15 protein-coding genes are annotated in these 12,501 nt (G+C 60.8%); 3 read left to right on the forward strand and 12 right to left on the reverse strand.

Going from position 1 to position 12,501, the window contains the following annotated elements; genetic code table 11:
- Positions 1–143 precede the first annotated feature (143 nt).
- The 3 genes from RCCGE510_RS28790 to RCCGE510_RS28800 all read left to right on the forward strand — a co-directional run bounded on the left by RCCGE510_RS28790 (position 144) and on the right by RCCGE510_RS28800 (position 2,859).
- Complete coding sequence (locus RCCGE510_RS28790) at positions 144–1,334, forward strand: DUF1173 domain-containing protein (RefSeq protein ID WP_007636159.1); 1,191 nt, start codon at positions 144–146, stop codon at positions 1,332–1,334.
- 435 nt (positions 1,335–1,769) lie between these two features.
- Complete coding sequence (locus RCCGE510_RS28795) at positions 1,770–2,291, forward strand: excisionase (RefSeq protein WP_037080293.1); 522 nt, start codon at positions 1,770–1,772, stop codon at positions 2,289–2,291.
- Positions 2,281–2,859 carry a PIN domain-containing protein gene (locus RCCGE510_RS28800; protein ID WP_007636163.1) on the forward strand — a complete coding sequence of 193 codons (579 nt, stop codon included), beginning with the start codon at positions 2,281–2,283 and terminating at the stop codon, positions 2,857–2,859. Before RCCGE510_RS28795 ends, RCCGE510_RS28800 begins: the two co-directional genes overlap by 11 nt.
- A 43-nt stretch (positions 2,860–2,902) precedes the next feature.
- Here RCCGE510_RS28800 and virB11 read toward each other — a convergent pair whose 3' ends face one another.
- Genes virB11 through RCCGE510_RS28855 form a run of 12 tightly spaced genes read right to left on the reverse strand, consistent with a single transcriptional unit; the run spans position 2,903 to position 12,499 of the window.
- Positions 2,903–3,931, reverse strand: a complete 1,029-nt coding sequence (gene virB11 / locus RCCGE510_RS28805) for a P-type DNA transfer ATPase VirB11 (protein WP_007636165.1) — start codon at positions 3,929–3,931, stop codon at positions 2,903–2,905.
- 8 nt (positions 3,932–3,939) lie between these two features.
- Positions 3,940–5,112 (reverse strand): type IV secretion system protein VirB10, encoded by a 1,173-nt coding sequence (virB10, locus tag RCCGE510_RS28810; protein ID WP_007636166.1) that lies wholly within the window; start codon positions 5,110–5,112, stop codon positions 3,940–3,942.
- A gap of 8 nt (positions 5,113–5,120) precedes the next feature.
- Positions 5,121–5,978, reverse strand: coding sequence for a P-type conjugative transfer protein VirB9 (gene virB9 / locus RCCGE510_RS28815; RefSeq protein ID WP_007636174.1), 858 nt, complete (start codon positions 5,976–5,978; stop codon positions 5,121–5,123).
- Complete coding sequence (locus RCCGE510_RS28820) at positions 5,975–6,646, reverse strand: virB8 family protein (RefSeq protein WP_007636176.1); 672 nt, start codon at positions 6,644–6,646, stop codon at positions 5,975–5,977. The genes virB9 and RCCGE510_RS28820 overlap by 4 nt, the downstream gene beginning before the upstream one ends.
- A gap of 1 nt (position 6,647) precedes the next feature.
- Positions 6,648–6,929 (reverse strand): hypothetical protein, encoded by a 282-nt coding sequence (locus RCCGE510_RS35740; protein WP_081525799.1) that lies wholly within the window; start codon positions 6,927–6,929, stop codon positions 6,648–6,650.
- Positions 6,930–6,968: 39 nt separating this feature from the next.
- On the reverse strand, positions 6,969–7,901 hold the full coding sequence (locus RCCGE510_RS28825; RefSeq protein ID WP_007636177.1) for a type IV secretion system protein: 933 nt from the start codon (positions 7,899–7,901) through the stop codon (positions 6,969–6,971).
- 2 nt (positions 7,902–7,903) lie between these two features.
- Positions 7,904–8,137, reverse strand: coding sequence for an EexN family lipoprotein (locus RCCGE510_RS28830; protein ID WP_007636178.1), 234 nt, complete (start codon positions 8,135–8,137; stop codon positions 7,904–7,906).
- Positions 8,134–8,835 carry a P-type DNA transfer protein VirB5 gene (gene virB5 / locus RCCGE510_RS28835; RefSeq protein WP_007636183.1) on the reverse strand — a complete coding sequence of 234 codons (702 nt, stop codon included), beginning with the start codon at positions 8,833–8,835 and terminating at the stop codon, positions 8,134–8,136. Before virB5 ends, RCCGE510_RS28830 begins: the two co-directional genes overlap by 4 nt.
- Entirely contained in the window at positions 8,832–11,198 is a 2,367-nt protein-coding gene (locus tag RCCGE510_RS28840; protein WP_007636185.1) for a VirB4 family type IV secretion system protein, read from the reverse strand. The genes virB5 and RCCGE510_RS28840 overlap by 4 nt, the downstream gene beginning before the upstream one ends.
- Positions 11,191–11,529, reverse strand: coding sequence for a type IV secretion system protein VirB3 (locus RCCGE510_RS28845; protein WP_007636187.1), 339 nt, complete (start codon positions 11,527–11,529; stop codon positions 11,191–11,193). Before RCCGE510_RS28845 ends, RCCGE510_RS28840 begins: the two co-directional genes overlap by 8 nt.
- A gap of 5 nt (positions 11,530–11,534) precedes the next feature.
- The gene (locus tag RCCGE510_RS28850; protein ID WP_007636189.1) at positions 11,535–11,834 is read right to left on the reverse strand and encodes a TrbC/VirB2 family protein; all 300 of its coding nucleotides are present in this window, start codon (positions 11,832–11,834) and stop codon (positions 11,535–11,537) included.
- Positions 11,831–12,499, reverse strand: a complete 669-nt coding sequence (locus RCCGE510_RS28855; protein WP_007636191.1) for a transglycosylase SLT domain-containing protein — start codon at positions 12,497–12,499, stop codon at positions 11,831–11,833. The genes RCCGE510_RS28850 and RCCGE510_RS28855 overlap by 4 nt, the downstream gene beginning before the upstream one ends.
- Positions 12,500–12,501: the final 2 nt, after the last annotated feature.

The following is a 12,501-nucleotide window of genomic DNA, read 5'->3' on the forward strand; positions in this document are numbered from 1 at the left end:
AACTTCAGGGTTGGAGAGTACCGTAGAGCAGAGTTCCGACAAGCGCCCCTTATACTAACGAATTTTCTATAGTATAATCCGCCGCACCTATGATACGCCTTCCTATGCGGCTTGATCAGCTTTGCAGGCAAGCGAGGGACAATGTGCGACAGTTTTTGATTGGCAACCAGGCGTTCGATGAAAGCTCCCCAGACTTTCAGGCGCATCTCGAACGCGCCTACGAACAGAAGCTCAGACCACTTTGCAGGTGTAGGGAAGCACCGGTACCGATGTATATCGCCCGGATGGATGGCCAGTTCCTGATCAAACGGATGCCGCTTTCAGGACGAGATCACGATCCCGGATGCCCATCCTACGAACCGCCATATGAGCTGTCGGGTCTTGGTCCATTGATCGGCAATGCCATCCAGATCGACGCAGCGACGGGCGCGGCTGTGCTGAAACTCGATTTCTCGCTGTCGAAACGAGGGAACCGATCGGCTTCAGCCTCGTCCTCGGAGCCGTCGGAAACGGTGCGAAGCAACCCCAAAAAGTTGTCGCTCAAGGCCATGCTCCATTATCTCTGGGAGACAGGGGAACTGACTGAGTGGACGTCACTCTGGGCCGGGAGACGCGGCTGGGGGCGCGTCCGCAGCAGCCTGCTGAGCGCCGCGCGACAGATGATTGTCCGTGGCGGTCCGCTGAGCGACATCCTTTTCGTCCCGGAGGTGTTTCATCAGGAGGACAAGGAAGGGATTTCCGCCAGGCGCGCAGCGATGTTGGCCGGCGCCCAGGCAACCGCTCCCGGTCCACGGAAACTGATGATGACCGTCGGAGAGGTGAAGGAGTTTGCGTCGGCACGCGACGGCCAGAAGTTACTGGTGCGCCACCTGCCCTTCCCGTTCATGCTCGATGAGGGTGCGTGGAAGCGGTTGAACGCCCGGTATGAAACCGAACTGGAGCTGTGGCGATCCAACGAGGAGTTTCATCTTGTCGTCATCGCCACGTTCGGCATTTCCGGAGCGGGGATCGCTTCGGTCGAGGAAATGGCGCTGACGGTAGTCAACGAGAACTGGATCCCGTTCGAAACCATCCATGAACAGCGCCTCCTGGAGCGGCTCTCCAGCCTGAAGCGAAGGAGCGTCAAAGGACTGCGGTTCGATCTTTCGCGCGACCAGCCGATTGCCTCCGCGACCTTACCGGAGGCACGGCCAGCGCCGATCGCCATGTTCATTGTTCCGACAACGGCCGACGAAGCCTATGAGGTTGCCCTGAATGAGATGATCGCCGCGAGAGCCGAGATGACGCCGTGGATCTGGCGTGTGGCCGACGGCGAAATGCCGCGGCTGCCATGATCCACACTAGCTTCCTTGGTCAGCGACGTAGGCGCCCCAAAAAGGATGGCCATCGCGCGGGCGTGACTGCGTGAAGCTATACCGATCAAATCGGCCCAGAGAACTCTCTGCCATTTCTGCATAGCTGCACTGCACAAAAAATGTTTTACCAAGCGGTCAAAATATGAGCATATTGCCTCCAGTTGATGCAGTCGATGGTTTTCCTCTCAGTGCCATCGTATCAGCTGTTCCCCTCTGGAGGTTATTGACCTTCACACCTTGATGGGCCCTGGTTTTCCAGCGGCCCTATTTTTCTGCATAGTTGGTGAGGCGGCCCCCTTTGCATTGCACGATCACATCGAAAGCGGAGCGCTTGCCGTTGGCGGGTAACCCACGCTTCAAGTTGGCGGGTCGAGCTTGTTCGCCGCGCGCTCCTATGGCACCCAGAAATCGGAGATGGAACGCGGAGGATATTTCAGTTATTGCAGTTATGAGCGACTTGCCCTATATACATGGTCAGAGGTGTTCGCCATGACCAGCCATGTTCTTCAATTTACCAAATTGTCGGATCGCGACCGCAAGGCCGTCGCGCCTATGCCAAATCTGGCGGAGGGCGACCAACTGGAACTACGGATTCGCCGTGAAGGTGGACAACTTCAAACCCTTTCTCTCCCAGCCTCGGCTCTCGCGCCTGTCGAAGCACTCCTCGATCATCTGTTGCGCGGCAAGCGTGTTGCCGTGCTCACGGAAGATCAGGAATTGAGCCCGACCGACGCCTCCACCATCCTCGGCATCTCACGTCCTCTCGTGGTGCTGCGCATGGATCGCGGCGATCTGCCCTTCCGCTATGTCGGCAAGCACCGCCGAGCCAAGTTGAAGGATGTTCTCGCGCTCAAGGCCAAGCTCGATGCTCGCCAGAAAAGCCTCGACGCGCTGGCCGAGGACACAGAGGATCTGATCGTCAATCATGGCCTCTAAGCCGCCTGTCGCGGTCTATGATGCCTGCGTCCTCTACCCTTTCCATTTGCGTAATGTCTTGGTCCAGTGTGCTTTCGACGGTCTCGTCGACGCACGCTGGACCGACGACATCCACGCCGAGTGGATTCGCAATCTGGCCATCGGCTCACCCGAGATACCCTTCTCCCGTCTGGAAGCGACCCGTGATCGGATCAAGGAAGTTTTGCCCGATGCCGATGTCGGCAACCACCGAATTCTCATCCCCGACCTCTCGCTACCGGATCCGGATGATCGTCATGTTTTAGCTGCAGCCATCGCCGGAAAGGCTTCTGTGATTGTCACGTGGAATCTCAAGGATTTCCCAGCCGCGGACCTTCGGCCTCATGGGGTGGCCTGCGTATCGCCAGACAATTTCCTCGTGGGCCTCCATTCCGCCTTTTCGAGCGCATTGATCGACAGCATCAGGCGCGCCCGGTTGAATTTACGGAAGACGGTGCCGGCGGTTCACGAATTCATTGATGCACTGGACCATCAGGGGCTCCGCGCGTTTTCAGTGGTCCTGCGTGAGAAGGCCGCACAATTGGACTGACGGTCGGGACCGACAGAATTGTTAGAGGCCCGGACGCAACCCGTTAAGCTCGATCCGACGAAGAGCGGCCGAGGTCAGTCGCGGCGTCTCGATAGTAGATCTCGCTCACCCGAAACCGGCCGTCGATCCGCTTGCATTGGATGATGATGTCGACCGCGATCGTCAACATCTCGCGGATGTCGTGCCGTTCGAGGTCCCCACCACCCTCCGACTCCTTGACCAGCAAAGTCAGCTGCTCAAAGGCGAGGCGGGCCGAGTCGGCATGGACCGTGGTGATGGAGCCAGGATGGCCGGAGTTGACATTGCGGATGTAGTAGAATGCCGTCCCGTCCCGCAGCTCCTGCAGCAAAATGCGGTCGGGCCGCATGCGCAGGCAGGATTCGAGCAGGTCCTTCGCGCCGACCTTGGCGAGCCCCTGCCCGCCTTTGGAGTAAAGGAGCCGAACATGGTTGGGCTGCGGGACCACCAGCTCGGGAGTGTCTTCGATCGAAATAATCCGCTCGCTTTGCGGAATGTGGCGGATCAGCGCTTTCGATAGAGTTGTTTTTCCCGACCCGGTGGCGCCGGAGATGATGATGTTCTTTCTTGCAAACACCGCCTCCCGGAGAAACGCTTTGTAGGCGCCAATGCGATAGTATTCCAACAGCCTTTGGTCCGATCGGCTCCCGTCGCCGTCGACCCGCAAAACGTCGGCGAACAATCCTCCATGATCGAGATCCTCAAGGGTCAGCGACACGGAGGACGGCTTGCGGATGGTGATGCTGACGGTTCCCTTCGTCGTTGCCGGCGGGATGATGATCTGGATCCGCTCATCATCCGGCAGGGTCGCCGACAGGATCGGCCGCGTCTCGTCGATCGATTGATCGGAGAAGCTCGCGACGGCGCGGGCGAGACGCATCAGCCGGTCGAACGAAAGTTCGGGCATCTCATAGGTCTGCCATCCGTCCCTACCCTCCGTGACGACCTGTCCCGGCCGGTTGACGATGACCTCATAGAGCGTCTTGTCGCGTAGGAAGCGTGATAGTGGCGAAAGCAGTTCGCGCACGACGCCGGAGACGGCAGCTTCAGTCATTGCCGAACCTATTTTGTCACGAGCTTCGAGGAGGGGCTGAAATCCCCAAGGACAGCACGGTCGTAGATGCGGTTGCGGGGCTCGGTCACACGAAGCCGGTAGACGCTGGAGAAATCGAGGTCGCGGGCGACGAAGATCGAAACCAGCTCGCCCTGATGTTTCATGAGCGTCGGCGGAATGTTGATCGATTGCTCGACGGCGATCGCCGCGGCCTGCTGACCGGCGCTGGTGGTGTTTTGCGCTTCGACGTCGCTGTCCTGCAGCCGGCTGCTGGCATAGGAACTGGCATCCCCGACGATCGACAAGAGCATTGCGCTGCCGAACCGCTCCCACCAATGGGTATCGACATAACCATCGATGCCGGTCCGGCCAAGCGCATCGGTTGCCGGCGATGCCAGAGTGATAATCACGCCTTTCGGCGTCTTCGCTCGGTTCCAAAGTACGAACAGACGCTTTTGTCCACGCCGAATGCCGCCGCGATATTCACCGACAATCTGCGTGCCTTTTTCCATCAACACCACGCGGCCGTTATCTGAGAGAACGTCCCGGTTGATGACGCAGCTCGTGAACCCCGGCTGATCGGAGGAGAGCGCGGTCTCGAGAACGCAAGGAATGGATGTCCCCATGGCGACGATGAAATCACGATTGCCCAGCGTGCCGGCGCGCGATCCCTGCAATTGCGTCGGCGTCAGCAGGCGGTTGAAGCGCTGGTCCTCATTTTCGCCCTGCGAGGCGAAGCCGCCGGGATTGGCGCCGAGCGGCACGTAATTCGAGGCCTGATCCGACGCCTCGCCCTGATCCTGCCGCCGCGTTGCCGGCGATTTCTCGCCGCCATAGGCGATGACCGGCGCACGGCGGGCAGCATCGAGCAGCTTGTCGCCGTCGGTCGGCGCCTGCTCGGCGGCGACAGGCGTCGGGAGCTGGACCTGCGTCGGTGTCGCCACCGGCTGCGGCTCCTTCGCCGGTTCGAAATCCGATGTCTGCCGGATGACAACGCGCTCCGGCTGGGCACCGTCTGACGGTTTGTCCTGCCCTCGCATCGACCAGAGAGCGAAGGCGACAAAGACGACGATCGCCAAGGCGACAGCGCCGCGTTTGAGGATCGGGTTGTTGTCGAGCCGGCCGCCGGTCGACGTCTTGGCCCGCTCGCCCGGGATCTGGGTAATCTCTTCCTCGGCCATGTCACCTCCTATTGCGCCGCGCCCGGCGGCACTTTGACGACGCGCTCGACCGATGGTGACGTCGTGTTGGTCTCGGGATTGATGCCGACGCGATCGTAGGCTTCGTTGAAGACGCAAAGCACGTCGTCGCCCCGGCGCAGTATGAACTTGCGGCTGATCGCGTGAACGAGGACGAGATTGCCGTCGACGGACTTCGGAACCAGGCTTTCGCTGCCGTCGGAGTTTTCCATATAGATCGCCGGCATTTCCTGATTGCCGGCAAAGGCGAAGGTGGTGACCTTGCCGTTGTCATAGACCGCTTGCGGTTCGAGCGCCTGGGATCCCTGCGCCGAATAACGCCAATTGCGCGGTCCATAGGCTTCGTGAAAGGCAAGCACGCGATCGGCCTCGCTGGCCTGCGCCGCCTGCGCGCGGACAGCTGCGTCCTGCCGGCGCCGCTCCGCTTCGTCCGTGGGGTAGCGGTATTTCACATAGAAATAGGTGTTCTGACCGGCTTCGACGCTGCCGTCGCGGACGGTGAGTTCCATCTGATAGCTGCGGGTCGAGCCGTCCCGTCGTGTCGTCACGACTGAGATATTCGTCACCGGCTGATTTTCCCTGGGCTTCAGGAACAGGATGTTGCCGGCCGGCGCCACTTCCCAAGCAACGCTGTTGCCAAGCGCCACATTAGCGACTTCCTCGTCGGCGGCGAATTCGATTTGCACCGAAGACCGCAGCGTGCCGACGACTTTGGTGATGTTATAGGGCTGGTAGTCGACGAAACGGATGCGGCTGTCCTGCGCGGCGCCGCGTGGCGTCTCGAGGGCGAGCGCTGCAGACGAAAACCCGGTGGCCAGGATGAGCGGAAGGAGAAAGTGCGGTCTCAATTGATGGCCTCCGGATCGGCGCGATATTCGCTGACGACGAAGCCGAGCGGATTGGTCAGCCGGTCGGTCGAGGACATCGGAGCGTTGGCATAGGAGAAGGTTAGGGTCGCAACCCAGTGCGTGGTGCGCACCTCGTCACCGCGGGTCACGGTCCTCATATAGCGGACGGATGCCACATTGGCGTTGATCAGCGAGATGGAAACAATGTTGATCCGCGACGTGGCGCTGCGGCCATAAATGTTCTGCGGGGAATCGGGATTGCTGCCGCGGTAGACTGCGGCAAATCGAGTCTGTTCCGGCTGCGTCGACAGCAAGGCGACGGTGCGGAAATTCTCCTCGCCCTCGCTCCAGACGTAGCCCTCGCGGGCGCGGACATATTTGGCCGCGAAATATTTGGTGACGGCCTCGTCGTAGGTGCCGGCGGTGGATGTCAGCGCCGAGACCACGTCAACAATGCCTGTGGAATTGTCGACACGCACGACGAAGGGCTCGACGGTTTTCAGAGGCGTGAGGCCGGCAATGGCAAATACCGAGACGCCGGCAAGGATGCTGGCGCAAACAGCGACGAACCAGGCGATGCGGGCGGAGCGCTCGACCTGGATCATCCGATCCTGATCGAACCGGCGGGCCTTGTCGAAGTAACTTTTGAGGTTATCCGTGGTCACCATGTCACCCGCCCTCGCATGGACGGTAGGAACCAGCGACATCGAACCGTGCGAAGGCGGCCGGTGTGATTGAAGATGGTTGCGGCACATAGGAGGCAGCGTGGCTTGTCGGCTCAGCGGGAACGGCCCCGGTCGCCGGCTGCTCGCCTCCACTGTCCTTCCACTGCCACATGGCGCGGTTCAGCGGCCGGCGGGAATAACCGTCACATTCGGGCAGCGGGTGGGAAATCGAACCGCAGCCTACGAGACCGGCGGTCAGCAAAAACGATAAAACGATACGGAGCATCCCTAAAACCTGTTCAATTGTCTGAAGCGTTGGTGGCCGTCATTCGGTCCGGCCTGGCGTCAGGCGGCGGCCAACGGAACGCGCGCCGCGGCCGACCGCTCTGACTGTGTGGGATGTAGCCCAGGCGAGCGTGCTTTCATGCGCATCGCGGGCGGCGCCGTAGCCGTAGGTGAGCGACGCCCCGCCCGCCGCAAGAGCCGAAGCAATGCCGGGCAGTTGGTAGAAGACGTAGAGAGCGGCAACGCAGATGGCGCAGAGCGCGATCGGCCGCATCAGCACGTCGCTATAGCTTTCGATCGCCGTAAACGTCGTGTCGATGCAGGTGATCAGCAGCGAGCCGATGGCAACGACCAGGACCTGAAGGATGACGAAATTGACGAGCTGGCCGATCCAGGATTCCGTGAACCGGCGGGTCGACTGGAACATGGCGAGCGCGATGAAGATCGGACCGATGGCCAGCACGATGGCAAGCGCCAGCCGGGCATAGAGCGAAACTATATAACCGATCGCCGCGACAAGAAAGCTTGCGCCGATAACCAGTAGGCCGCCCACGCCGGTGACGATATCGATAGGCCAGGAGCCCCGCGACCATATCTCTTTGGCGCATTTCTGGCCCTTATCAAGCAGGCTGTCGAATGTGGAGGCGCTCGGCGCTGCGCCGGAGTTCAGCGCCTGCGAGATCTCCCTTGGCAACGCATCGAAGAAGATGTTGGTGACATAGGTCTGATAGTCGCCGGCATTCCTGACCAGCATGACGATGATGGCGAGCTTTATCGCTCGGAAGGCGAATTCGAGGATCGGTTCCTGCACGGAGCCGCGAAGAACGAGATAGCCGTAGAGCACGACATAAAGCGTGAGTGCGGCCGTCAGCGGGCCGCTGACCCAGCTGGCGATATTTGAGGTGCCGGAGGAAATGAAGTTTTCCAGCGGTGTCTTGAACTGTCCGTCGACGAAGCTGAAGACCTGATACATCGTCAGCCTCCCAACGATTTGCCCATCCGCTCCAGCCGCAGCTTGCCGTCGGCTGCCTCGGCGTTGCGGCAATTGGGCGTATCGCGGAGTTCTCCGGGATTGTTACGGCATTCGCCGATAATCCTAGCGAGCAGAGCATCGTCCGCCATGAGCTCATCGACGGTGTAAATCTTATCCGCCTGTGGGGAGCAGGCCGCCAGAAAAAGCATGGCCGTGCCGGAAAGAAACCACCTCATTTGAGCGCCGCTCCCATCGTGTCCATGCGCTTGCGCCAGTCCTCAGCCTTGCGTTGGTCGTCGACCTGCACCTGGGCCTGCTGGACCATCTGCAGGCCCTGCATGCGCAGGACGTCGGTTTGCAGGAAGGCGGTCTCGGCCTGGAGGCGGGCCTGAAGATCGGCGATGTCCTTGGCGTCGGCCGCATCGGAGATTTTCTGGCGAAGTTCATCGATGCCGTCGATGCGCTTGGTCGCTGCATCGTAGATCTGCTGGCCGATACTCATCTGCCCGGCATTCTGGTTCTGGATGCGCGACAGCTCCTGCGCATAGAAATCGTCGGCTTCGGTGCGATAGCTGGAGTTGTCCTGTAGGAATTTCGAAGCGGAACTGCCGAAGACGCCGCTGCCAGAACCTTTGAACAGCCCCTCGATCGCGTTGAAGTCCTGCGGAAGCGCCTTGCGGATCGACGGATCGTTCAGCAGGTTGGCGACGTCAGCCATGTTGGTGATCTTGTTCAGCGAGCCATAGAGCTGCTGGGCCTGCTGGAGCTGCTGGTTCAAGGCGTCGAGCTGGGACTTCAGCTGCGTGATGCTCTCGATATGCTTGGCGATCGATGTCTGATCGATGACGGGAATGCCCTGGGCCGACGCCAGCACCGCCGACGCTAAAAAAGCGACTGATACAAACAAGTGCCGCGTCGTTCCTGTGCGGATCATGCTGTCTTCCTTCTCTGGTGAAACAAGGTGAGCCAGTCCTCCGGTCCCCCGCCGATCTCCAAACGGATAGCATCGGCAAGCTCGATATTGGCCGTCCGGCCGGAGAGGATGGCGAGTTCGTCGTCGAAGCCGTTGAGGTTCAGTTCGGCGACGACGCTGTTGTGCCCCTGCTTGACGATGAATCGGCGGCTCTCGACGGAGAGCTCGCGCGAGACGAGCTCGAATTCGCGCTCGGTCAGCTTGAAGCCGTCGACATAGTCGGCGCGGTCGCCGCGCGGGTTCGGAAGAAAGATCTGGGTCGGGCACTGCTCGATGATCGTGTGGGCGATCGGCGATACGATGGCGTCGCGCGGGCTCTGAGTCGCAAACAGCATGAGACCGTTCTGCTTGCGGATCGTCTTGAGCTTGTTCTGGGCGAGATCACGAAAACCTTCGTCCTGCAGCGCCTTCCAGAACTCGTCGATGACGATGATGATGCGACGCCCGTCGATCAGTTGCTCGATTCGATAGAACAGGTACGCCATCAACGGCGTGCGGATCTCCTCGTTGTCGAGGAAATCGGTCATGTCGTAGCCGATGAACCTGGCGCCGATGCCGATATCGTCGGCTTCGTTGTCGAAGACCCAACCAAGCGGCCCGCCTCTCTCCCACCGTCGGAGACGTGCGGCAATGCCCTCGGGATCGGTGTTGTTGAGGAAGGTGCGCAGGGCGCCGATGGAGCGACGCTCCACCGGCAGGTCCGCCACCCCGTCGATCGCCGAGGCGATGTCGCGCAACTCGGTGATCGATAATTCGCCAGATCCGGATCGGACAAGCTTGGCGATCCAACTGGTGAGGAATACTTTGTTTTCCGCAGTGAATTCCAGTGCTTTCAACGGCGCGCAGCCGGTGGCGACACCATTCCTCAGCGGCAGATAAGTACCGCCGGCCGCGCGTACGAAGAGATCCGCGCCGCGGTCCTTGTCGAAAAAGACCATATGCGGATCGTGCTTTTCGAGCTGCGACAGCATGAAGTTCAACAGCACTGTCTTGCCCGCACCCGACGGGCCGCAGACGAAAGTGTTGCCGAGGTCGCCGTGGTGAAAGTTGAAATAGAAGGGGGAGCCGGACGCGGTCTTGAGCATGGCGACGGCCGGTCCCCACTCGTTGCCGTCCTTCTGACCTGTCGGATAGGAGTGATAGGGAGCAAGGGCTGCGAAGTTGCGCGACGTGATCGCTCCCGAGCGCGCGCGATAGCGGAAATTGCCCGGCAATTGCGCCCACCAGGCGGCCTCGAGACCGAGATCCTCGCGGGCGACGACAGCGCCGCCGCTGGTGAGGTAGGCGCGCGCCTTCGCCATGTGATCGGTCAGTTCCTTGTCCGAGGGCGCGAAGACGGCAAGTGCAAGGTGATGCTCTCCGAGAACGAAGCGATTGGATTCGAGATCGTCCATCGCCTCGCCGAGTTCCTCGATCTGCGAAGCCGCCTTGTCGCCGGCGCTGACCATCTGGTTCTGCTTGCGGCCCATGATTGTTCGGGCATCGGGCTTTGAGGTGAAGGCGAAGGACTGCGTCAGGATGAGCTCGAAAGGTGCGGTCAGGATAGGATCGAGCATGCCGCTGCGCGTGGTCGCCGGATATTCCTTGAAGCCGAATATGCCGGCATAGCGGCTGTCGGCCTCGTGACGGATCTCGACGGTCTCGCGCCCGAAAATCACCCGGTCGGAATAGATCACCGAGGAAATTTGTCCCTCCGTCAACGGGATCGGTTCCCGCCGGCCGCCGACGATCTGGTGGAGCACTTCGCTCAGCTCGGAGAAAAGGATGCCGTCCTGTTCGTGGAGGGTGAGCAGCCGCGGCTCGAAGCGCTGCAGGCCGGCGACGACATCCGCCACGCGGTCACGCAGATGCTTCAGAGCCTGCCCGTCAAGCTCGGTATCGGATCGACGCGCCTTGCGCAGCCGGGAGAGAAGCTTGGCTGCCATTTCGGCCGGATCCCGGCCGGGATGCCAGACAAGGGTGAGGTAGAGATCGTTGCGAAACAGGTCCTCCCTCACCATCCGCTCGCGATATCGCGCATTCAGACCGGCGGAAAAGGGATTGGCGAAGTGTCCCTCGGGATAGGCATTGTCGCGGCGGCGTACCACATGCGTCCAGAGCGCCAGCCGCTCGTCGGCGATATTGCGATAGAGCGTGTTCAGGCTGCGGTGCAGGCCGTTGAGGTCTCTGACGTCTGATGTTTCGAAGGAAACGCCGTCGAGAGCGATCATTGTCATCAACGCTCGGGATTCGAGCGCAATGGTCGTCTCGTCGACATGCCTGACATAGGGAATGAAGGTCTCCGGCCCGAGCTCGCGCGACCGGAGCGTCGCAATGTTAGACAAAGCTGAGATCCCTTTCGTCATAGCGCCGGGTGAGCGTCAGAGGCGATAGCGTGGCGCCGCCCCAATAGGCGGCATTGCGGGAGCGGCCACGGGTTTCGATCCACGCAATCAGGATCCGAAACATATTGTGGTCGTGCTTGACGAGCGCGCGAAACAGGACATGGAAGACGATCCCGACCAGCGCGTAGGCGATCGATCCCGCAGTGATATAGAGGATGGTCGTCAGCATGATGTTGACGCCCATCGCCTCCATCGTCACGCCAGCGATCATTGCCGGGCGCGTGCAGGCGAGAAACAGCGTGTCGTCTTCGAGACTCGGAATGCTCGCCATAGCGCTCAATTCCCAACGATGGTGTTGACCAGCTCGGTGGCGCCGAAAATGCCGCCGATCCCGATAATCCAGAAGCCGGCCCGCCTCAAATCCATGTAGCCAAACATCCAGGCGATGCAGATGATGATGACGGCGATGACCGCCAGTAGGCGGGCGATATTGCCGGTCAGCATGTCGACGATGTTCTGCAAAACGGTTTCGATACCGGCGGCCTGGGCGAAGGCTGGCTCGACCAGGCAGATGACAATGGCGGCCGCCATGAGCGTGGATGCGGCAAGGGGGCGAAGAGGGGCTTTGGAGATCATTCACTTTGCTCCGATCGATCATTCTGGAAAACGAGAACCGAGGATTGCCGCCCTGAGCTGAACACATCCCAGGATGGAGCCTCGACGGTTTGGGAGGGTTGTAAAGGCGGTTCGGGAAGTGCTGGTACCACCTCATCCTGTGGCTGCCCGCCAGACCCGGCCTGGTCACCGCGTTCGCCAATGGTGAGCGAGGCAAGCGTCGGCGATAACTGCTTTGCTTCCTGGCGTACCTGCTCGTCATATTTGACCATGGCGCCGAGGGATGGATCATCGCGGCCATAATAGGACTGGAGCATCACCCTTTCGGCCTGAGCCGGGTCCCCCGCGCGTAATGCGGCGCGGTAGTATCCGTCGAGAAGCGTGGCCGTGGCCTTGAGGTTCCGGCAGGGATCGAAGGCGTCGGCGACGGATAGCTTCAGTTTCTGAAGGTGCTCGATGCCAATACCGCCAAGGCCGATCTGGATATCCTGGCGATCGGCAATCAGGGACGTGGCAACCTCGATCGCCTCGGCCTTCGATGCGGGTTGGGTGGCCAGCGGCGGGCCCGTGTTGATGCGGATGGCGAAGGGCTGAAACCGGCTTTCGAGGCTGACAACGCCGGCCAGCGTCTGCACCTGAACCATCGGCGCACAGGTTTGCGCGATTTCGACGAATGCAGCACCCATCG

The organism is Rhizobium sp. CCGE 510 (assembly GCF_000292525.1).
Taxonomy (GTDB): Bacteria; Pseudomonadota; Alphaproteobacteria; order Rhizobiales; family Rhizobiaceae; genus Rhizobium.

Coding starts and splice junctions, on each gene's coding strand:
- virB11 (WP_007636165.1), bottom strand. CDS start 3,931: ATGACTGAAGCTGCCGTCTCCGGCGTCGTGCGCGAACTGCTTTCGCCA.
- RCCGE510_RS28845 (WP_007636187.1), bottom strand. CDS start 11,529: ATGGCGAGCATTCCGAGTCTCGAAGACGACACGCTGTTTCTCGCCTGC.
- virB10 (WP_007636166.1), bottom strand. CDS start 5,112: ATGGCCGAGGAAGAGATTACCCAGATCCCGGGCGAGCGGGCCAAGACG.
- RCCGE510_RS28820 (WP_007636176.1), bottom strand. CDS start 6,646: ATGGTGACCACGGATAACCTCAAAAGTTACTTCGACAAGGCCCGCCGG.
- RCCGE510_RS35740 (WP_081525799.1), bottom strand. CDS start 6,929: ATGCTCCGTATCGTTTTATCGTTTTTGCTGACCGCCGGTCTCGTAGGC.
- virB5 (WP_007636183.1), bottom strand. CDS start 8,835: ATGATCCGCACAGGAACGACGCGGCACTTGTTTGTATCAGTCGCTTTT.
- RCCGE510_RS28800 (WP_007636163.1), top strand. CDS start 2,281: ATGGCCTCTAAGCCGCCTGTCGCGGTCTATGATGCCTGCGTCCTCTAC.
- RCCGE510_RS28850 (WP_007636189.1), bottom strand. CDS start 11,834: ATGATCTCCAAAGCCCCTCTTCGCCCCCTTGCCGCATCCACGCTCATG.
- RCCGE510_RS28855 (WP_007636191.1), bottom strand. CDS start 12,499: ATGGGTGCTGCATTCGTCGAAATCGCGCAAACCTGTGCGCCGATGGTT.
- RCCGE510_RS28830 (WP_007636178.1), bottom strand. CDS start 8,137: ATGAGGTGGTTTCTTTCCGGCACGGCCATGCTTTTTCTGGCGGCCTGC.
- RCCGE510_RS28795 (WP_037080293.1), top strand. CDS start 1,770: ATGGAACGCGGAGGATATTTCAGTTATTGCAGTTATGAGCGACTTGCC.
- RCCGE510_RS28825 (WP_007636177.1), bottom strand. CDS start 7,901: ATGTATCAGGTCTTCAGCTTCGTCGACGGACAGTTCAAGACACCGCTG.